The 18,618-nt window shown below is 74.2% G+C and carries 18 protein-coding genes and 1 pseudogene; 11 read left to right on the forward strand and 8 right to left on the reverse strand.

Features of this window, described 5'->3' with window-relative positions:
• The first annotated feature begins 21 nt into the window (after positions 1-21).
• Both ACQUFX_RS32640 and ACQUFX_RS32645 read left to right on the forward strand, forming a co-directional pair.
• A complete protein-coding gene (locus ACQUFX_RS32640) occupies positions 22-759 on the forward strand; it encodes a hypothetical protein (RefSeq protein ID WP_428967152.1) in 738 nt (245 codons plus the stop codon).
• A 149-nt stretch (positions 760-908) separates the two neighbouring features.
• Positions 909-1,493, forward strand: coding sequence for a type III secretion system chaperone family protein (locus ACQUFX_RS32645; RefSeq protein ID WP_428963958.1), 585 nt, complete (start codon positions 909-911; stop codon positions 1,491-1,493).
• Positions 1,494-1,596: 103 nt separating this feature from the next.
• Here the strand turns inward: ACQUFX_RS32645 and ACQUFX_RS32650 are convergent, their stop codons facing one another.
• The 3 genes and pseudogenes from ACQUFX_RS32650 to ACQUFX_RS32660 form a co-directional block, all read right to left on the reverse strand.
• On the reverse strand, positions 1,597-2,019 hold the full coding sequence (locus ACQUFX_RS32650) for a globin (RefSeq protein ID WP_428963959.1): 423 nt from the start codon (positions 2,017-2,019) through the stop codon (positions 1,597-1,599).
• 252 nt (positions 2,020-2,271) lie between these two features.
• The gene (locus ACQUFX_RS32655; RefSeq protein ID WP_428963960.1) at positions 2,272-3,654 is read right to left on the reverse strand and encodes an MFS transporter; all 1,383 of its coding nucleotides are present in this window, start codon (positions 3,652-3,654) and stop codon (positions 2,272-2,274) included.
• A 968-nt stretch (positions 3,655-4,622) separates the two neighbouring features.
• A pseudogene (locus tag ACQUFX_RS32660) lies at positions 4,623-5,639 on the reverse strand (mechanosensitive ion channel family protein); the annotation flags it as partial.
• A gap of 318 nt (positions 5,640-5,957) precedes the next feature.
• On the opposite strand from ACQUFX_RS32660, the gene ACQUFX_RS32665 reads away from it, so the two are divergent.
• Complete coding sequence (locus tag ACQUFX_RS32665) at positions 5,958-6,491, forward strand: HNH endonuclease (RefSeq protein WP_428963961.1); 534 nt, start codon at positions 5,958-5,960, stop codon at positions 6,489-6,491.
• Positions 6,492-6,508: 17 nt separating this feature from the next.
• Here the strand turns inward: ACQUFX_RS32665 and ACQUFX_RS32670 are convergent, their stop codons facing one another.
• The 3 genes from ACQUFX_RS32670 to ACQUFX_RS32680 all read right to left on the reverse strand — a co-directional run bounded on the left by ACQUFX_RS32670 (position 6,509) and on the right by ACQUFX_RS32680 (position 8,561).
• Positions 6,509-7,384, reverse strand: coding sequence for a class F sortase (locus ACQUFX_RS32670; RefSeq protein WP_428963962.1), 876 nt, complete (start codon positions 7,382-7,384; stop codon positions 6,509-6,511).
• A gap of 123 nt (positions 7,385-7,507) precedes the next feature.
• Positions 7,508-8,050 (reverse strand): hypothetical protein, encoded by a 543-nt coding sequence (locus ACQUFX_RS32675; protein WP_428963963.1) that lies wholly within the window; start codon positions 8,048-8,050, stop codon positions 7,508-7,510.
• A gap of 73 nt (positions 8,051-8,123) precedes the next feature.
• A complete protein-coding gene (locus ACQUFX_RS32680) occupies positions 8,124-8,561 on the reverse strand; it encodes an Lrp/AsnC family transcriptional regulator (protein ID WP_428963964.1) in 438 nt (145 codons plus the stop codon).
• A gap of 150 nt (positions 8,562-8,711) precedes the next feature.
• Here ACQUFX_RS32680 and ACQUFX_RS32685 point away from each other — a divergent pair, with 150 nt between their 5' ends.
• From ACQUFX_RS32685 to ACQUFX_RS32700, 4 genes are all read left to right on the forward strand, one after another.
• A complete protein-coding gene (locus tag ACQUFX_RS32685) occupies positions 8,712-9,611 on the forward strand; it encodes a tryptophan 2,3-dioxygenase (protein ID WP_428963965.1) in 900 nt (299 codons plus the stop codon).
• Positions 9,612-9,632: 21 nt separating this feature from the next.
• Positions 9,633-10,979 carry a kynureninase gene (kynU, locus tag ACQUFX_RS32690; protein ID WP_428963966.1) on the forward strand — a complete coding sequence of 449 codons (1,347 nt, stop codon included), beginning with the start codon at positions 9,633-9,635 and terminating at the stop codon, positions 10,977-10,979.
• A 171-nt stretch (positions 10,980-11,150) separates the two neighbouring features.
• Positions 11,151-11,459, forward strand: a complete 309-nt coding sequence (gene ctaJ, locus ACQUFX_RS32695) for an aa3-type cytochrome oxidase subunit CtaJ (protein WP_428963967.1) — start codon at positions 11,151-11,153, stop codon at positions 11,457-11,459.
• On the forward strand, positions 11,446-11,859 hold the full coding sequence (locus ACQUFX_RS32700; RefSeq protein ID WP_428963968.1) for a DUF5130 family protein: 414 nt from the start codon (positions 11,446-11,448) through the stop codon (positions 11,857-11,859). Before ctaJ ends, ACQUFX_RS32700 begins: the two co-directional genes overlap by 14 nt.
• A 172-nt stretch (positions 11,860-12,031) precedes the next feature.
• Here ACQUFX_RS32700 and pepN read toward each other — a convergent pair whose 3' ends face one another.
• Positions 12,032-14,590 (reverse strand): aminopeptidase N, encoded by a 2,559-nt coding sequence (gene pepN / locus ACQUFX_RS32705; RefSeq protein ID WP_428963969.1) that lies wholly within the window; start codon positions 14,588-14,590, stop codon positions 12,032-12,034.
• Between the two features lie 187 nt (positions 14,591-14,777).
• On the opposite strand from pepN, the gene ACQUFX_RS32710 reads away from it, so the two are divergent.
• The 3 genes from ACQUFX_RS32710 (at position 14,778) to ACQUFX_RS32720 (ending at position 17,398) form a co-directional block, all read left to right on the forward strand.
• The gene (locus ACQUFX_RS32710; protein ID WP_428963970.1) at positions 14,778-15,428 is read left to right on the forward strand and encodes a mycothiol-dependent nitroreductase Rv2466c family protein; all 651 of its coding nucleotides are present in this window, start codon (positions 14,778-14,780) and stop codon (positions 15,426-15,428) included.
• A gap of 191 nt (positions 15,429-15,619) precedes the next feature.
• On the forward strand, positions 15,620-16,816 hold the full coding sequence (locus ACQUFX_RS32715; protein WP_428963971.1) for a DUF1015 family protein: 1,197 nt from the start codon (positions 15,620-15,622) through the stop codon (positions 16,814-16,816).
• A gap of 114 nt (positions 16,817-16,930) precedes the next feature.
• Positions 16,931-17,398, forward strand: a complete 468-nt coding sequence (locus ACQUFX_RS32720; protein WP_428963972.1) for a ribose-5-phosphate isomerase — start codon at positions 16,931-16,933, stop codon at positions 17,396-17,398.
• 81 nt (positions 17,399-17,479) lie between these two features.
• On the opposite strand, the gene ACQUFX_RS32725 is transcribed toward ACQUFX_RS32720, so the two are convergent.
• Positions 17,480-17,812: a hypothetical protein gene (locus tag ACQUFX_RS32725; RefSeq protein ID WP_067370119.1), complete on the reverse strand. Its 333-nt coding sequence runs from the start codon at positions 17,810-17,812 to the stop codon at positions 17,480-17,482.
• Positions 17,813-18,014: 202 nt separating this feature from the next.
• Between ACQUFX_RS32725 and ACQUFX_RS32730 the strand changes: the two genes are divergently transcribed.
• Positions 18,015-18,584, forward strand: coding sequence for a hypothetical protein (locus ACQUFX_RS32730; protein WP_428963973.1), 570 nt, complete (start codon positions 18,015-18,017; stop codon positions 18,582-18,584).
• The last annotated feature ends 34 nt before the right edge of the window (positions 18,585-18,618 follow it).

Raw genomic sequence — 18,618 nt, forward strand, 5'->3', positions numbered from 1 at the left:
GGCCCCGCGCGGCCGTCCGGGATCGGTGGCCACGGCCCGTCCGGGGTCGGTGGCGACGGGCCGTCCGGGGTCGGCAGCCACGGCCTGGCCGGGGTCGGCGACGCCGGGGCCTTCCTGTCCCGGCTGGTCCGCCTGGACCGGGGTGCGGTGGTCCGGCTCCGCTCGGTCGGCACCTCCGACCGTACCGCGCTCTGGGCCCGGCTGCCCTGGGGCGTGCTCGTCGTCCGGACGGTGGCCGGCGTCGGCCCCCGGGACGCCACCGGGGCGGCCGGCGCCGGGTCGGGTGACGCCACCGTGGCGGCCGGTGAGCTGCTGGCCGCGCTGGAGGCGGGCGACGCCGCCCTGCCTGTCCGCCGGGACGCGCAGTGGCGCTGGCCGCTGCCGCCTCCGGTGAGCCGTCCGGTGGAGACGCTGCCCGCCGTCGAGGTCCACCGGGTCGCCGAGGCCGCCGCCGGCACCCTGCGCACCGCGGTGGCGCAGGGGGTGGGCGGCCGGGCGGTCGGGCAGCGGGCGCTGCGGGACGCCCTGCTGGACCACGTGCCGGTGGTGGTCACCCCGGAGGGGGTGCCCGGGGAGCCGGTGGAGGTGTCGCAGCGGCTCATCCAGGCGGTGGTCCGGATGGGGTTCCTGGGTCGGCCCGATCCGGGCCGGCCCACCGACGTCGGGGTCCGGGTCGCCGGCCGCTGGGTCGGTCTGGTGGGACCTTTCGGAGCCGCATGGTCGCAGAAGGTTGTCGATCTCGCCGTCACGCCGGCCTGAGGTCATCCGAACGGATGACCCTTCGTCATCCTTCTGGCCTGGGGCTGCCGTTGGGGGGATGCCTCAACCCGGCTGTCCGGGTACCGTCCATCCTCGGATCCAACGCACGGTAGGCGGCTGGATCCGCTGGGGAGTGAGGTGCGCGAGCGATGCCGTGGTGGTCATGGCGCCCAGGTCCCGCCGGTGGCGGTGACCGGGAAACTCGAAGCGGGATCACAGTGGACGACAGTGTCCGGGTCGGACCACCGTCCCCCCGTCAGCCGGGGGACAGTTGTCCGTCCGCCGAACGACCCGCGATGACGGACATGCCGGTCACCGTCGAGCCGGTGACCCTCAGCCGGGTCTGCACCGCCCTCGACCTGCTCGACGTGCGGTACCTGGCCGACGGTGACGGCAACCTGCTGGCCATGTGGGAACGGCACGCGGTGCTGGTCACCCTGGAGGGCCCGGAGGACGAGATCCTGGTGATGCGGGCCCGTCCACACGCGACCGTGCCGCCGGACTGGGCCGACCGGGCCTACCGGGTGGTCAACGAGTGGAACCACACTCGACGGTTCTGCAAGGCGTACATCGGTGACCCCACCGAGCGTGGCCAGTTGCCGATCTACGCCGAGTTGCAGGTGCCGCTCGGTGCCGGGGCGCACGACGCGCTCTTGGTCGAGATGCTCGACTGCGGTGCTGCGGTGGCAACCACTTTCGTGGACTGGCTGCACGACGAGGGCGCCCTGCTCTGACCCGAGGGCCCCTGACCCTGACCCGAGGGCCCCTGACCCGAGGCCGGCCTGCTCCGCGCCGCGCGGGGTCCGAGTTCCGCCGGGCCCGCGACCGACCGGGCCGTCAGGCGGGGCCGGCCGGATCCTCCATGACGTTCACCATGAAGTACGCGGCCCGTTCCAGGTAGTCCCAGAGCGCGACGGACGCCTCCGGCGTCAGGTCCAGCCGGTCGACCGCCCGGCGCATGTGGTGCAGCCAGGCGTCGCGTTCCACGGCACCGATCCGGAACGGGGCGTGCCGCATCCGCAGCCGGGGATGCCCCCGTTGGCTGGAGTAGGTGTTCGGGCCGCCCCAGTACTGCATGAGGAAGAGCCTCAGCCGGTCCGCAGCAGGCCCCAGGTCCTCCTCGGGGTACATGGGACGCAGCACGGGGTCGGTCGCCACGCCGGCGTAGAACTCGTCCACCAGCTTGCGGAAGGTGGGCTCGCCGCCGACCAACTCGAAGAAGGTCGTCGACGGCTGTCCGGAGTCACCTGCGGCAGTCACCGCTCCATCCTGCCAGGCGTACCGCACGCCGTCCGTCGCCTACCGCCCGGTGCGCCTGCGGGCTCGGTCACACCGCCCCGGACCGGGCCTGCGGGCTCGGTCCCGGCATTCCGTGCCGGGCCTGCGGGCTCGGTCCCGGCATTCCGTGCCGGGCCTGCGGGCTCGGTCCCCGCGTTCCGCGCCGGGCCTGCGGGCTCGGTTCCGGCGTTCCGTGCCCGGCCGGTGGGCGGGCGAGTCCCCGCCGGGTCCGGCTCAGCGGGTGGGCGCGTCGGCCTGCCGGGACCGCTGGCCCACCGGTCCCTGTCCGGTCGGCCCGCCGACCTCCGGAGCGGCGGTCTCCTCGGCCTGCCGCGCGGCGGGGGTGGCGGCGCGCGGCGGTGTCCGCCCGCCGTCGCGGGTGCGACCCGGCCAGCTCGCGCCGACCAGCAGCATGAGCACGACGCCGGCGGCGCTCCACACCCCGACCACGACCGGGATGGACGCCCACTCCGCCAGCAGGCCGGTCACCAGCACCGCGAGGCCCTGGATCACCTGGAGCCCGGTCGCCATCACACCGAACGCACGTGCCCGGTACCCGTCCGGGAGGGCGCGGACGAACATCCCGTTCGCCACCGGCAGCAGACCACCGACCGCCGCCCCGCACACCGCGGCGAGCAGCGCGACCGCCAGGGGTGGCAGGTCGAACAGCACGGGCACCAGGGTCAGCGGGGCGGCCACCGCCAGTGGCCGGACCAACTGCACCCGGCGGGCGGGCGCGACGGCCCGCCCGATCAGGAGACCGCCGAGGATGAAGCCGACCGGGTTGGCGGCCATGATGGCGGCCTGGGCCGTGCCGGCGTCCAGACCGCTGGTGTTCCCCTCGCGGGCCCAGGCGGCGGCCAGCCCCTCCGGCACGATGGCGAAGAGCATGGCGCTGAACACCGTCACCGCGATCGCCCGCAGGGTCGGATCGCCGAAGACCAGCCGGAACCCCTCGCCGGTCTCGCGCAGCAGGTGACTGCGGTGCGCGGCGGTCATCGCCGACGGCCGGTCCCGTACGCCGAGGCGGACCAGGACTGCGGAGAGGGCGAAGGTGGTCGCGTTGACCAGCAGCGCGACGGTGGGGTTGATCGTGGCGATGGCGGCGCCCAGCAGGTAGCCGACGACCTGCGCGGCCTGCCCGACGCTGGCGTTGATCGACAGCCCGACCACCAGCCGGTCGCCGGAGAGGACCAGTGGCAGCAGCGCCGACCGGGCCGCCTGGCTCGGCGGATTGGCCAGGGTGGTGAGGAAGAGCAGGCAGAGGATCGCCCAGACCGGCATGCCGGGGATCGCCACCAGGGCGACGAGGGTCATCCGGATGAGATCGCACGCCACCATCACGTGCCGGTACCGGTACCGCTCGGCGACCGTGGCGAGCAGCGGCCCGCCGATCAGCCACGGCAGGAACCCGACCGCGAAGGCGGCGGCGGAGAGGGCCACCGACTCGCTCTCCCGGTAGACCAGGACGGTGACCGCCGCCTTGGCGATGTAGTCGCCGACCCAGGCGAGGGTGGTGGCGGTGAGGATCGACCGGTACTCGCGCAGGGCGAACACCTCACGGAAGGTGGCTGCCCGCTCCTCGTCAGGTCGCTCGTCGGACACCGGGGCCTCCATCGTCCCCCGCACAGGGCCGTTCGTGACGGCTGCGCCCGGGGAACCGTCGTCAGATCTACGGATCAGCGAGGAAATGATCACTCTCCGCCAAGAGTGTGTACCGGATTCTGCCCGATCGTCTGACAACTGGCTAGGGCGAACGGTTTGATCGTCGCATCTCCGACTGAACGAACGGACGATACCCGAGTGTCCGGCTGGGCCGCGACCCCGCGATTCCGGCTGCCCGGAGCCGTGCGGTCGGTGTCGCCCAGCCGCCGTACCGCTGGTCAGCGACGGTGCGGGGTGCCGGCGGCCCGCCGGTCGACACGGGCGCCACCGTGGTCACTGGCTGTCACCGGGCTTGCCGGCCGCCAGCCCCGGTCACTGCCGTGCGGTGCCCGTTCGCTCCGGTGGGTCCTGTGCCGGCCGCCCGTTCCAGCCCGGCTGTGGCCCGCTATCCGGCACGGGCTGCGGGGGCCGACAGGGTCCCGGGGCCGGCGGGCTGTGGGGCCGCCATGGTCGTGGGGCCGCGATGGTCGTGGGGCCGCCATGGTCGTGGGGCCGGCGGTTCGTGCGGCCGGCGGTTCGTGGGGCCGGGACGCGCGGCGGCCCCGGGGCGTGTCGCGCCCGGGGCCGCCGGCCCAGCCGTGCGGGGCGGCTCAGGTCGCGCCGCTCTGTCCGGTGGTCCCGCCGTTCTGCCCCGTCGTACCGCCGTTCTGCCCCGTCGTGCCGGTGGGGCCGGCCGGTCCGGGCGATCCGGTCTGCCCCGACAGGCTGCCCGAGGCGCCCGCCGCGCCGCCCGCGCCGCCGCCCGCCGCGCCGCCGGTCGGGCCGGTCGCCCCGCCGCCCGGCCCACTGGTCGCCCCAGTGGCCGGCCCGCCGGGCGCCGCGCCGGTCGTGCCCGGGGTGGTGCCGCCCGGGGCGGGCGCTGCCGTGGTGCTGCCGGCGTCGGGGGCCGTCCCGGCCGTCGGGCCGGGGTCCGGGCCGAGCGGGCCGGCGGGGAGCCCGGGGTAGAAGCGGGCCGCCGCGATCTTGGCGGTGATGCCGGAGTTCTCCAGCGCCTCGGCCAGCCGCCGCCGCAGTTCCCGGGCGACCGCGAACTGGCCGTCGGCGGTCGTCTTCACCACGGTACGGATCACCGCGCCGTCCACCGTCATCTGTTCCACCCCGAGCACCTCGGGTGGTTCCACGATCTCGGGGGAGAGGTCGGGGTCCACCGCCACCGAGGCCGCCGCCGTGCGCAGCACGGCGCTGGCCTCCTCGGTGCTGGCGAACCCGATCGGCAGGTCGACCACGACCAGGGCCCATCCCTGGCTCTTGTTGCCGACCCGGATGATCTCGCCGTTGCGGATGTACCAGAGCACACCCCGGCCGTCCCGGACCGTGGTGACCCGCAGGCCGACCGCCTCGACCGTGCCGGTGGCCTCGCCCAGGTCGACCGTGTCACCGACGCCGTACTGGTCCTCGATCAGCATGAACAGCCCGGCGATGAGGTCCTTGACCAGGCTCTGCGCGCCGAAGCCCAGGGCGACACCGGCGATGCCGGCGCTGGCCAGCAGCGGTGCCAGGTCGAAGCTGAACTCCTTGAGCACCATCAGCAGCGCGATGCCGAAGATGAACGCGGTGGCCAGGCTGCGCAGCACCGACCCGATGGCCCGGGCCCGTTGCCGGCGCCGTTCCGGGATGAACTCGGCCGGGTCGGCGGCGGTGGGGATCCGCTCGCGCAGCGGCCGGAGCAGGGTCGGCACGGAGGTGTCGGCGGTGGTCCGGACCAGCCGGTTGATCGTGCGGGTCACCAGGAACCGGAGGATCACGGCCACCAGCAGGATCAGCGTGATCCGCAGCGGCTTGAGCAGGATCCAGTAGCTGCCCTCGGCGAACCAACTCGAGTCGGTGACCTCGAAGACGGCCTTGCAGAGCGGATCGTCCAGGCAGTTCACGGACGGCGTCTCCGCCGGCTCGGCCGGAGCGGCCCAGGCGGCGGACGAACGGCTGACGGTAGTCACCGTGCTTTCGTACCGCACCGGTCGCCGGCCGCCGTCGCCGGCCCGCGCCGAGGGCCGCGGCGACGTCGCCTCCCCGCTGACCGCCGGGCAGCCGGATGCCCCGGGTTCCGGGTAAACGGACGGAACAGGTCATCCTGCCACGGGGGTGACAGGTTCCCGGAGGGACCCCCGATTAGTGCGTGCAATCCGGGTTCCGATCAGGGACGATTGGCCCAACGGACGTCGGTGATCCCACCCACGTCGGCCGTCGCCCCGCGCTGCGCCGGAACGGTCGACCATCCGGAGGGTGGGGCCCGGCCGGACCGGGAGGGTGAGCAGATGCCTGACATACGACCCACGGCGGGCTCCGGCGCGTTGGTCCTCAACGCCACCTACGAGCCGCTGTGCGTCGTGTCGGTGCGTCGAGCCGCGATCCTCGTCCTCTCCGCCAAGGCGGTCTGCGTGGCCGACGGGGAGGGCATCCTGCACAGCGCCCGCAGCGCGTTACCGGTGCCGTCGGTGGTCCGGTTGACCCGCTTCGTCCGCGTGCCGTACCGGACCCACGTCGGGCTGTCCCGCCGGGCGATCTTCGCCAGGGACGGCTGGCGGTGCGCGTACTGCCGGGGGCCGGCCGAGACCATCGACCACGTCTTCCCGCGCAGTCGGGGCGGCCGGCACGCCTGGGAGAACGTCGTCGCCGCCTGCGCCCGGTGCAACCACACCAAGGGCGACAAGACCCCGGCCGAGCTGGGCTGGCGGCTGCACGCCCTGCCGGCGGCCCCGAAGGGTACGGCCTGGCGGGTGCTCGGGCACCGCGCCCCCGACCCGCGCTGGGCGGACTGGCTCGACCTGCGCGAGCCCGAGGCCGCCTGACCGGGCGGGTGCGGGGGTCATCCCTCGGCGTCGACCAGGGAGGCGAAGACGACCACGTTGTCGGTGTACCCGGTGTCGCCGCCCACCCAGCGCCCGCCACAGGTGATCAGCCGCAGGTGCGGGCGGGTGAAGTCGCCGAAGACCTGGTCGGCCGGGAAACGCTCCTTGTCGTGGCGCTGCACCGACTCCACCTCGAAGACCGCGACCGACCCGTCGTCCCGGGGCACCTCCACCCGGTCCCCGGCGTCCAACTCCTTGAGCTGGTGGAAGACCGCCGGGCCGGAACTGGTGTCGACGTGCCCGACCAGCACCGCCGGCCCGTACTGGCCCGGGGTCGGCCCCTGCTCGTACCAGCCGGCCTCGGCGGCCCGCCCCTGCGCCGGTACCCCGATCGTCCCGTCGGCGGCGAGACCGACGGAGTGGACCGGGGCGTCGACGTCGATCGCCGGGATCCGGACGCCGGTCGGACGGCTCGCCGCCAGCACCGGGAAGTCCCGGGGCGGCGGGCGCAGGCCGGCGGTGAGCCGGTCCGGCAGGAGGCTCATTCCGGTCACCCGCTCCACGCCGAGCATGGTGACGATCAGCACCATCAGGCCCGCCACCATCAGGACCGGGGCACCCGGTCCGGCGCCGCCGCCGAGGCGTACCCGGCGGGTCGGCCGGTACCGCTGCCCGGTGGCCGACCGGAGCCGTCCGCCGACAGCCGGCGGGCCGTAGGTGGTGGCGCCGGCGGTCGCCGCCTGCCCGGCCGCCCGGCGCAGCGCAGCCGCCATGCGGGCGGCCAGCCGGGCCGCCGCCCGCGCCCGCCGCCGGGCGACGACGCGGAGCCGGTGGCCGGTGGTCGTCCGGGTACGGCCTGCGCCGGTGGCGCGGGTCCGGCGTCGCGTCGCCACCCGCACCGGGGGCCCGTCGGTGACGGGGGCCCGGCGTCGGGCCCCCGTCCGTTCCGGTCGGGCGGTCGGGCTCCGGTCCCGGCGGCGGGGGTTCCTGCGTGAGCCGGCCATGGTCCCCGACGGTCAGGACCCGGGCCCGGCGCGGCGGCGGCCGAACAGGCCGAAGCCCGCCACCACGGCCAGCGCGGCGACCCCACCCACGAGCAGCAGCGAGCCGGTGCCCCGGCCGCCGGCCGTGCCGCCACCGCCGGTCGCCGGCCCCTTGCTGGGCTGCGTCATGTTGAGCACGGTGAGGGTGGTCTGCGCCCGGTCGCCGTTCGGGCAGCGCAGCTCGACCTGGTAGTCACCGGCCGGCTTGTCGCCCGGGATCGTGGTGGACCCGGTCAGGAAGCCGTTGTCGGGACGCAGGGTCACCCGGCCGCTGAACGCGTCCGACTGGGCCTCGGCCTGCCGGTTGTTGGTGTTGTCACAACTCGCCCGGATGCTCACCCGGTTGCCGGCCTGGACGCTGTTCGGCGTCACCTCGACGAAGGTGTTCTCGCCCGCCCGGGCCGGCCCCGCGCCGACCAGGACGACCGCGCCGACCAGGACGAACGACCCGATCAGGGCGAGTACGGTGGAAACGGCGGCGAGCACCCGGCTGCCGTCCGGTCGTGGACCCCGCATGATCCTCCCTCCCGGCACCGGCGCACCGGCTCCTGCTGGGGCGACCCGCGAGGCATTCCCCCTGCTGGACCGGCTAACCCAGACGGGTGACGGGACGCCAGCCGAGCGGGCTGGACAGCACCATCGTGCTGGACGGCTGCCCGTACGGGGCGAGTCGGTCGATCACCTGCTCGAACGCCCCGATCGAGTCGGCGGCCACCTTCAGCACGCTGCACGCGTCCCCGGTGATCCGGTGGATCTCCAGGATCTCCGGCCAGTCGGTGACGGCCGGGTCGTGCAGGATGCACCGGGGGCCGTAGCAGGACATCCGGATCAGCGCGACCACGGTCCGGCCGGCCCGGGTGAGGTCGACGTGGGCGTGGTACCCGGTGATCACCCCGCTCTCCTCCAGCCGGCGTACCCGCTCGGCGACGGCCGGCGGCGACAGGTGCACCCGGCGGGACAGCTCGCTGAAGGAGAGCCGGGCGTCGGCCTGCAACTCGCGCAGCAGCGCCCAGTCCATGTCGTCCACGGCCCATGCCTTTCGTGCGACAACCACCGAAGGTGGATCGGTTTCAGGATGGTAGGCGACAGCCGCCTACCGCCGTTGATCCGGCATTCCGTCGCCCGGTCCGACCGCGAGATCATGACGGTGAGGACGACGCACGGAGGGAGACGAGCGGTGGAGACGAACCTGCGGGAGCCCGAGACGAGCACGACGGTACGGCCGCTCACCGCCGGGCAGCGGGTGGCCCGCGCGGCCCGTAACGGCGGCCGGCCCACCCTGGAGTTCACCGAGCGGGTGCCGTACGACACGTACGTGCACGCCAGCACGCTGCACACCCTCCAGCAGCCGCTCAGCGACGACCCGGGCGAGATGTCGTTCCTGGTGGTCAGCCAGATCATGGAGCTGTACTTCGGGCTGACCTGCCACGAACTGCGCCAGGCCCAGCGGGACCTGCGCGCCGACCGGGTCTGGGCGGCCCTCGCCCCGCTGCGCCGCGCCACGCTGCACCTGGAGGGGCTCAACGCCGCCTGGCGCGGGTTGCGCTGGATGACCCCGGCCGACTTCAACCGGTTCCGCAACCTGCTCGGCGAGGGCTCCGGCTTCCAGTCCGCGATGTACCGGCACCTGGAGTTCCTGCTGGGCCTGCGGGACCCGGCGCTGATCCGCCCGTTCCGGCGGCAGGAGCAGGTCCACGCCGACCTGCGGGCCGCCCTGGCCGTGCCGAGCCTCTGGGACGACGTGGTCGCCCTGCTCGCCCGGCACGGCCACGACCTCCCCGCCGACCTGCTCGCCCGGGACGTCACCGACGAGCACCAGCCGCACCCGGCCGTCGAGGCCGCCTGGGTGCGCGTCTACGCCGACTCCGGGCCGGACAACCACCTCCGGATGCTCGGTGAGGCGTTGACCGGGGTGGCCGAGGAGTTCGGCGACTGGCGGTGGAACCACCTCAAGGCGGTGCAGCGGACAATGGGTGCCAAGGTCGGCAGTGGCGGCTCCGCCGGACTGGCGTGGCTGCAGCGCAGCATGGCCCGGGTGGTCTTCCCGGAGCTGTGGTCGGCCCGTACCGCGATGTGACCGGAAAGTGAGACGCGAACCATGACCACCCTCGACGCCGACCCCCGTCCGCCCGCCGCCCCCGCGGTCGCGGTCGATCCGGCCCTCGTCGCCGCGGAGGCCGAGGCGCACCGCCTCGACGCCGCCGACCCCGGTCACCGCCACCTGTTCCACCTGCTCCCGGCCGAGGGGGGCGACCACCCCGAGGTCGCCTACTTCGCCGGCAACTCGCTCGGCCTGCAACCCCGGGCCACCGCCCCGGAACTCCACGAGGACATGACGACCTGGAGCCGGATCGCGGTGGAGGGGTGGTTCGAGTCGGACCGGCCCTGGACCCGGTACCACGAACTGGTGGCCGGGCCGATGGCGCGGCTGGTCGGCGCCCGGCCCAGCGAGACCGTGGTGATGAACACCCTCACGGTCAACCTGCACCTGCTGATGGTCTCCTTCTACCGGCCGGCGGGCCAGCGGACCCGGATCGTCATCGAGGACGCGGCCTTCCCCTCGGACAGCTACGCGGTGCGCAGCCAGGCCCGCTTCCACGGCCTGGACCCCGACCAGGCGGTGGTCCGGCTGCGCCCGCGCCCCGGCGAGGACACCCTGCGTACCGAGGACGTCACGGCGTACCTGGCCGCCGAGGGGGACAAGGTCGCCCTGGTGCTGCTCGGCGGCGTGAACTACCTCACCGGTGAGCTGGTCGACATTCCGGCGGTCACCGCCGCCGGCCGGGCCGCCGGTGCCGTGGTCGGCTGGGACCTGGCACACGCCGTGGGGAACGTGCCGCTGGCCCTGCACGACTGGGACGTCGACTTCGCCGCCTGGTGCACGTACAAGTACCTCAACTCCGGTCCCGGCGCGCTGGCCGGCCTCTTCGTCCACGAGCGGCACCTCGGCGACCCCGACCTGCCCCGCTTCGAGGGCTGGTGGGGCAACGAGCTGACCACCCGGTTCGAGATGGCCCCGGTCTCCCGCCCGCCGGCCACCGCCGACGCCTGGCAGGTCTCCTGCCAGCCGATCCTGGCGATGGGCCCGGTCCGGACCTCGGTGGAGCTGTTCGACTCGGTGGGCATGCCGGCGCTGCGCGAGCGCAGCATCCGGCTCACCGGCTGGCTGGAGCGGCTGCTGGACCAGATCACCGCCGACCGGCCGCTGAGCGTGGTCACCCCGCGTGACCCGGCCCGGCGCGGCTGCCAGCTCTCCGTCCGGCTCGCCGGTGGCAGCGCCGCCGAGCTGAGCCGACGGCTGCGGTACGAGCACGGGGTGATCGCCGACTCCCGGGAACCGGACATCATCCGGCTCGCCCCGGTGCCGCTCTACTCGACGTACCACGACTGCTGGCGGGCCGCCGTCGCCCTCGCCGCCACCGTGGACCGGCACCCGGAGCGGTAGCCCCGGGGGCGGTCCCACCGAGGTCGGGCAGGCCAGTGGCGGTGGGATCGCCACCCCGCAATCTGGCGGGCCGTCGACTCCGCTAACGTGAACAGCAGCGGATCCGGGTGGTCGGCGTGACGAACACCCGCCCCACCCATAACTCAAGGTCACTTTTTCCGCCTGGGGGCGTTGGGATTGTCTGTTACCGAGACGTTGCTGGTCTTCGTCGGCATCCCGGCGGCTGCGGTGCTGGTGATCGCCGGGCTGGCGCTCGCCGGTGGTCGTGGCGGTCGGTCCGGCGGCAAGCGCTACCGGCCGGGCCGGTCCTTCGACTTCGCGCCGGTGTGGTTCCTGGCCCGCCCGGAGCAACTGGCCGACTCGGCCGGTACCGCTCTGGCCGCGGGCGCCCAGGCACCGGCGCTGAGCAGCCGTAAGCAGGAGCAGGCCGGCATCGAGGCGCCGGCCGGGGGAACCGGAGGCGCAAGTGACCGTTGGTGAGAAGCAGGCCGAGGCCGGGACGGGCACCCCGCCCAAGGTGCTGGACGGGCCGTTCTCGACCCGGCAGCTCCTCCGCATCGACGAGGCCCTGCGCCTGGCCGACCAGGGCACCGGGCTGGTCTTCTCGATCTACGTCGGCGGCCTGGACGAGCCGGTCCGGGAGCACGCCGAGCGGCTGCACCGCCAGCTCGCCGAGCCCGACCGGTCGGTCCTGATCGCCGTGTCGCCGAACCAGCGCCAGCTCGAGGTGGTCACCGGGCGGCAGGCCCGTAGGCGGATCCCCGACACGTACGCCAAGCTGGCCGCGCTCTCCATGGTGGCGGCGTTCGGCGTCGGCGACCTGGCCGGCGGCATCATCAACGGCCTCGACCAGCTCGCCACCCACGCCGGCAAGGGCTGAGGTGTAAGGAAGGGCCCCTTCTTAACGCCTCCGGTAGAGAAGGGTTCCCCTCTCACCGCACACGTACCGACGGCACCCGGTCCGCCCAGCGGGCCGGGTGCCGTCGTGTGTGCGGCGGGAGGCCGCCGGGCACCGGCCGTGGGGCGGGCGCACCCGCCCCACGGCGGTCGGCTCAGGCGCTGCCGGTGTCCCGGGCGCGGGCCTTCAGCGCGCGCAGCACCCCGTCCCGGCCCTCGGCGACCAGGCGGCGCAGCGGAGCGGGGTGCCCCTCGCCGGCCAGCCAGGCGTCCGTGGCGGCCACCGTCTCCTCCTCGACCAGGTACGTCGGGTACGCCAACTGGGCGAACTCCTGCGCCGGCTCGCTGTCCCGGCTGGCCCACACCTGGCCGACCGCGGCGAAGTACCGCTCCCGGTACGGGGCGGTCAGCTCCACCTGCGCCGGGTGGCTGAGGCCCTGCAGGAGCGCCCGGTTCCGCCAGTTCGGCAGCGCCTCCGGGCCGGTCAGCTGCGCCCACACCGCCGCCTTGTTCTCGGCGGTCGGCACCAGCGCGTGCGCGTACGCGGCCTCCCGCTCGCCGCTGGCCGTGCGGTCCCGGGCCAGTTCCGCCTCGATCTCGGCGGCGCCGGCCGCGCCGTTGGCCACCAGCGAGCCCAGCAGCGACCAGCGCAGCTCCGTGTCGACGGTCAGGCCATCCGGCGCGCCCCGCCCCTCCAGCCAGCCGCGCAGCGCCGCCAGGTCCTCCGGCGAGCGGGCCGCCGCGAGGTACCCCCGGGCCCAGGCGAGCTGGAAGCCGCTGCCCGGCTCGGCCTGGGCCAGCGCGACCTTCGCGGTCCGGGCCAGCTCGGCCCAGCCGGTCGGCGCCCACGCCGGGTCGGCGTAGAAGGTCAGCGTGGAGGCGGCCTGCCGCAGCGTCGCGGTGACCAGGTTGATGTCCGTCTCGGCGGGCAGCCCGGCGAGCACCAGCGCCACGTAGTCCCGGGCGGCCAGTTCGGCGTCGCGGACCATGTCCCAGGCGGCGGCCCAGCACAGCGCCCGCGCCAGCGACGACTCGAAGCCGGCGACGTGCTGCACCACCGTCGCCATCGAACGCTCGTCCAACCGCAGCTTGGCGTAGGTCAGGTCGTCGTCGTTGAGCAGCAGCACGTCGGCGGCGGGCCGGCCGCGCAGGACGTCGAGCTCGGTACGGTCACCGGCGGCGTCGACCTCCAGCCGCTCCCGCCGGACCAGCCGGCCGTCGGTCAGGTCGTACAGGCCCACCCCGATCCGGTGGGTACGCAGGGTCGGGTACCCGGCCGGCGCCTCCTGCCGCACCAGCACCTGCTGGTACGTGCCGTCCGCGCCGATGGTGACCTCGGGGCGCAGCGTGTTGACCTGGGCGGTCTCCAGCCACTGGGCGGCGAACTTGCGCAGCTCCCGCCCCGAGGCCGCCTCCAGCTCGCTGAGCAGGTCGTCGAAGGTGGCGTTGCCCCAGGCGTGCTTGCCGAAGTAGCTGCGCAGGCCGGCCAGGAACGGCTCGATCCCCACGTACGCGACGAGCTGCTTGAGCACGCTCGCGCCCTTGGCGTACGTGATGCCGTCGAAGTTGACCTCGACCGCCTCCAGGTCCGGCATCTCCGTGTACACCGGGTGGGTGGAGGAGAGCTGGTCCTGCCGGTACCCCCAGTTCTTGCGCAGCGACAGGAAGGTCGTCCAGGCGTCGGTGAACCGGGTGGCGTGGGTGTTGCACCAGTGGCTGGCCCACTCGGCGAACGACTCGTTCAGCCACAGGTCGTTCCACCAGCGCATGGTGACGAGGTTGCCGAACCACATGTGGGCCAGCTCGTGCAGCACCGTGTTGGCCCGCTGCTCGTACTCGAAGTCGGTGACCTGCGACCGGAAGATGTAGTGCGACTCGGCGTGCGTGACGCAGCCGAAGTTCTCCATCGCCCCGGCGTTGAAGTCCGGCACCCAGAGCTGGTCGTACTTGGGCAGCGGGTACCGCACCCCGAACTGCTCGTGGAAGAAGTCGAAGCCCTGCGTGGTGATCAGGTGCAGCTCGTCGGCGTCCAGGTGCTCGGCCATGCTGGCCCGGCAGAAGTACCCCAGGTCGAGGCCGTCGTGGGTGTAGCGCACCTCGTGGTACGGCCCGGCGCAGAGCGCGGTGATGTACGTGCTCATCCGCGCCGACTCGGCGAAGTGGACGGTCTTGGTCTGCTCGCCGGCGACCTCCTCCCGCACCACCGGCATGTTGGACACCACCCGCCAGTGCGCCGGGACGGTGGCCTGCCAGGTGTAGACGCTCTTCAGGTCGGGCTGGTCGAAGCAGGCGTAGACGCGCTGCGCGTCGGCCGTCTCGAACTGGCTGTACAGGTAGGTCTCACCGTCCACCGGGTCCACCGTGCGGTGCAGCCCCTGCCCGCTGCTGGAGTACGCGAAGTCGGCGTCGACGACCAGGACGTTCTCGGCGGCCAGCCCGGTCAGCGTCAGGCCCTTCTCCGCCGACCAGTCGCCGAGGTCGACCGGTGTGCCGTTCAGCGTCGCCGACCGGACCGCGTCGGCGGCCACCTCGATGAAGGTGCCCGCGCCCGGTTCGGTGCACCGGAACCGGACCTCTGTCACCGAGCGGAAGGTCCGGCCCTCGGCCGCCAGCACGGCGGTCGACAGGTCCAGCCTGATGTCGTATCCGGTCACGTCGAGCAGGCGGGCCCGCTCGGTCGCCTCGACCTGGGTCAGGTTGCGAACTCCCGGCACTGAAGTGTCTCCATCCCGTTCTCTGCCGTACGCCGCGGCGGCGCCCGGCCGCCGGCCGTCCCCGACGGTCGGCCCGGACCGAGTCTTGCACGCACGGACGTCTCTGGTGGCCTAGCTCACGCTCTCATTCCGCTGCCGGTCGATGGGCGTCGGGGTGAGGATCGGGGCAGGACGTCCGGAGGTCCGGATGCCCCCGTCGCGAAGGGAACTGACCGTGACTGATCGCGTCACCGTCGACATGTGGTTCGACCCGATCTGCCCGTGGGCCTGGATCACCTCCCGCTGGCTGCTGGAGGTGGAGAAGGTCCGCAACGTCGACGTCCGCTACCACGTGATGAGCCTGTCGGTGCTCAACGAGGGCCGGGACGTGCCGGAGCAGTACCAGAAGCTGATGGAGACCGGGTGGGGACCGGTCCGGGTCTGCGTCGCCGTCGAGCAGCGGTACGGCCTGGACGCCGTCCGCGCCCTCTACACCGCGCTGGGCACCCGGATCCACCTGGGCCGCACCAAGCTGGGCCCGGAGCTGTACGCCGCCGCGCTGACCGACGCCGGGCTGGACCCGGCGCTGGCCGAGGCCGCCGGCTCCACCGAGTACGACGAGGCGCTGCGGGCCAGCCACGAGGCCGGCATGCGGCCGGTCGGCACGGACGTCGGCACCCCGGTGATCCACGCTCCCGGCCCGGACGGCAAGCCGGTGGCGTTCTTCGGCCCGGTGGTGACCCCGGCCCCGAAGGGCGAGGCCGCCGGCCGGCTCTGGGACGGTGTGCTGCTGGTCGCCGGCACCCCCGGCTTCTTCGAGCTGAAGCGTTCCCGCGACGTCGACCCCATCTTCGACTGAGGTGTAAGGAGGGGCCCCTTGTTAACGCCTACGGTAGAGAAGGGGACCCTTCTCACAAGCCGGGTGTTAACAGGGGGCCCCTCCTTCGCCCGGCCGGCCCGGGAAAGGGGCCCGGAGCTGGGCGTTCAGTGGGTGGACGGTGTGCGGGGTGCTGTGCGGAGCGGACCCCGACGCCGGTAGCGTCTGCGGACATGACGGTCGTGCATCCGATCGCCCGGGCCTGGATCACCACTGGCGGCACCGGCGCGCAGAACTACGACGAGTTCGCCGACGACGCGGAGATCACCGCGATCATCGAGGCGAACCCGCACAGTGCCCTCGGCATCGAGATGCCGCACCGGGCGCCGGAGAGCCTGGGCAAGTCCTTCCTCGACGCCCTGCCGGACGCGGTGTCCCGGCTGGCCGAGGCGAAGGCGGACGGCAGCTACACCCCGGCCGAGCGGGTCGTCGTGCTGTACCGGATCAGCGCCCCCGGCGAGGAGTCCGCGTACGGGCTGTTCGCCATGGTCGACACCGACCAGATCTCCACCAGCGCCGACGAGCCCGGCCTGGTCATCCGCAACGAGGACGTCTTCATCGCCAAGGTGCGGGAGCGGGTCGCGCTCGCCGAGGCGCTGGGCCACCTGCTCTCGCCCGTGCTGCTGTTGCAGACCGGCCGGGGCGACGAGCTGCACGCCGCGCTGTCGGCGGCGACGGAGACCGCCGGCGTGCCCGCCGCCACCGACACCGACCAGGCCGGGCGTACCCACGCCATCTGGCTGCTCGGCCCCGGCCCGGAGCAGGACGCGCTCGCCGCGCTGGCCGGCGGCGGGGAGCTGGTGGTCGCGGACGGTAACCACCGCAGCCTGGCCGCGCAGACCGGCGGTCTGCCCCGATTCCTGGCCGTGGTGACCACCCCGGCGTCGGTCGCCATCCAGCCCTACAACCGGCTGGTCAGCGAGCTGACCAGCACCCCAGCCGAGCTGCTCGACCGGCTCCGCGCCGCCGGCGCCACGGTCACCCCGATCACCGGCCCGGTCGAGGTCCCGGCGGCCGGCGGCACCATCCACCTCCGCCTCCCCGACCAGGGGTACGCGGTCACCCTGCCGCACGTCGGCGGCAGCCGGCTGGAGAACCTCGACCACGCGCTGGTCGAGCGGCTGATCCTGCGGGACGCCCTCGGTCTCGACCCGGGCGACAAGCGGATCACGTACGTCGGCGGGGACTACCCGGCGAGCTGGCTCACCGCCGAGGTGGCGGCCGGCCGCGCCGAGCTGGCCATCCTGATCGCCCCGGTGACCGTGGACGACTTCGTCGCGGTGAACCTGGCCCGGGAGAAGATGCCGCGCAAGAGCACCTGGTTCACCCCGAAGGCGCGCGGCGGCCTGGTCGTCGCCGAGTCGCACTGAGCCCCGGCCCGGCCGGGGCGAGGGCCCCGGCCGGTCGATGCGCCCCGGTCCGCTCGCCGGCCGGGGCGCGGCCCGGGCGGCGTCGCGCCGGGCGGGCCTGACAGACTGCGCGGTATGCGCGTCTACCTGGGATCCGACCACGCCGGTTTCGAGTTGAAGGTGCACCTGGCCAACCACCTGGCCACGCAGGGCTACGAGGTGGTCGACGTCGGGCCGCACGCCTTCGACCCCGAGGACGACTACCCCGCGTTCTGCCTGCACACCGGGGACCGGGTGGTGGCCGACCCGGGCAGCCTGGGCGTGGTCATCGGCGGCTCGGGCAACGGCGAGCAGATCGCCGCGAACAAGGTCGCCGGGGTACGGGCCGCCCTGGCCTGGAACGTCGACACCGCCCAGCTCGCCCGGCAGCACAACGACGCCAACGTCGTCGCCGTCGGCGCCCGCCAGCACACCCTGGACGAGGCGACCGCCCTGGTCGAGGCGTTCCTCGGGACGCCCTTCTCCGGCAACGACCGGCACGCCCGGCGGATCGCCCAGGTCGCCGCGTACGAGCAGCACCGCAAGCTGCCCGACCTGCCGTGACCCACGGCTGAGCGAGCCCGGCCAGGGCTCAGCCGGCCCGGCAGGGTCGGTGCGAGCCCGGTCGGGGGTGGCGCGACCGGGTCAGCGGGGGGAGCGGGGCAGGTCCTCGCGCGGCACCCAGTTGCGCCGCACCACGACCAGCCGCTCCTGCGCGCGGGCGAGATCCTCGTCCGTCGGCCGGGCCGCGTCGCGGGCCCGCAGGGCGGCGCTCAGCCCGACCTGGGAGGAGCCCGACCCGACCAGGCCGCGCAGGCCCCGGTCGTTCTCCCGGTCCTCGCCGCCGGTGCGGCGGGGCCGGGGCTGCTCACCGTCGTGCACCCCGGGCGTCGCCACGCTGGCCCCGCCCCGTCCGGCCGCCTCGGCGTCCGGGTGCTGGTGCCTCTGCCGGCGTCGGCGTCGCTCCGCATCACCCATCAGCCGACCGTACCGTCCGGGGGCTCGTCGCGCCGTCCGCGCCGCGTACCCACCGGGGCGCGGGCGGCGGCCTGCCCGATCCTTCGGAGCCTCGAGGAGCGGGCGGGGGCGGGGTGTGCCGAGCGGCGGCGGGTGTGCCGGCTGGCTACCCTCGACGTGACGGCGGTCGTTGGCCGACGTCGGTCATGGGGAGGAATGTGAGATGGCAGACCAGACACAGCCGTGGGCCGAGCGCACCGTCGAGGTGCCGCCGCAGCAGGGTGTCGGGGTGCCGCCGCAGCGGGGCGTCCCGGTGTCCCCGCCGGAGGAGGCGTTCCGCCGGGGGGTGGCCTCCGTCGGGCAGCGCCGCCCCTCCCGCACCGAGTCGTTCCCCACGGTCGGGCACGAGCCGACCGGCACCGGGTGGCCGGGCTCGGGGCAGCCACGCCGGCCGCTCAGCTACTACGTCGAGCAGTGGAAGATCGGCCGGGAGTACAGCGCCGCGGGCGCGCTCTTCGCGTTCGTCTGCTGGGGGATCTGGGCGATCTCCGGTGGTGGGGACCTGACCGGCCCGCTGTTGATCTTCGTGCTCAGCCTGCTCGTGGCGGCCGGCCTGTTCGGCCTGTCCCGGCTGCTCGGCCGGGTGATCCTGGAGCGGCAGTTCGGTCGGGTGCGGCGGGGTGCCAAGGGCGCGCACGCGGCGACCACGGTGTTCCTCGTCGGGCTCGGCATCGCCTACCTGCAGCAGACCGAGTGGGTCATGTCGGCCTGGAACTGGATCACCGGCGGCTGACCCCCGGCGGGCCCGGCGCACCCGCGGCGGTGCG

The sequence above is a fragment of the Micromonospora fluostatini genome (genome assembly GCF_050410825.1).
Lineage (GTDB): Bacteria > Actinomycetota > Actinomycetes > Mycobacteriales > Micromonosporaceae > Micromonospora > Micromonospora rosaria.

What these genes read in the sequence shown, in the direction of transcription:
- ACQUFX_RS32645 (WP_428963958.1), top strand. Translation starts at nt 909, where the DNA reads ATGCCGTGGTGGTCATGGCGCCCAGGTCCCGCCGGTGGCGGTGACCGG.
- ACQUFX_RS32655 (WP_428963960.1), bottom strand. Translation starts at nt 3,654, where the DNA reads ATGGAGGCCCCGGTGTCCGACGAGCGACCTGACGAGGAGCGGGCAGCC.
- ACQUFX_RS32665 (WP_428963961.1), top strand. Translation starts at nt 5,958, where the DNA reads ATGCCTGACATACGACCCACGGCGGGCTCCGGCGCGTTGGTCCTCAAC.
- ACQUFX_RS32675 (WP_428963963.1), bottom strand. Translation starts at nt 8,050, where the DNA reads ATGCGGGGTCCACGACCGGACGGCAGCCGGGTGCTCGCCGCCGTTTCC.
- kynU (WP_428963966.1), top strand. Translation starts at nt 9,633, where the DNA reads ATGACCACCCTCGACGCCGACCCCCGTCCGCCCGCCGCCCCCGCGGTC.
- ACQUFX_RS32710 (WP_428963970.1), top strand. Translation starts at nt 14,778, where the DNA reads ATGCCCCCGTCGCGAAGGGAACTGACCGTGACTGATCGCGTCACCGTC.
- ACQUFX_RS32715 (WP_428963971.1), top strand. Translation starts at nt 15,620, where the DNA reads ATGACGGTCGTGCATCCGATCGCCCGGGCCTGGATCACCACTGGCGGC.
- ACQUFX_RS32720 (WP_428963972.1), top strand. Translation starts at nt 16,931, where the DNA reads ATGCGCGTCTACCTGGGATCCGACCACGCCGGTTTCGAGTTGAAGGTG.
- ACQUFX_RS32725 (WP_067370119.1), bottom strand. Translation starts at nt 17,812, where the DNA reads ATGGGTGATGCGGAGCGACGCCGACGCCGGCAGAGGCACCAGCACCCG.
- ACQUFX_RS32730 (WP_428963973.1), top strand. Translation starts at nt 18,015, where the DNA reads ATGGCAGACCAGACACAGCCGTGGGCCGAGCGCACCGTCGAGGTGCCG.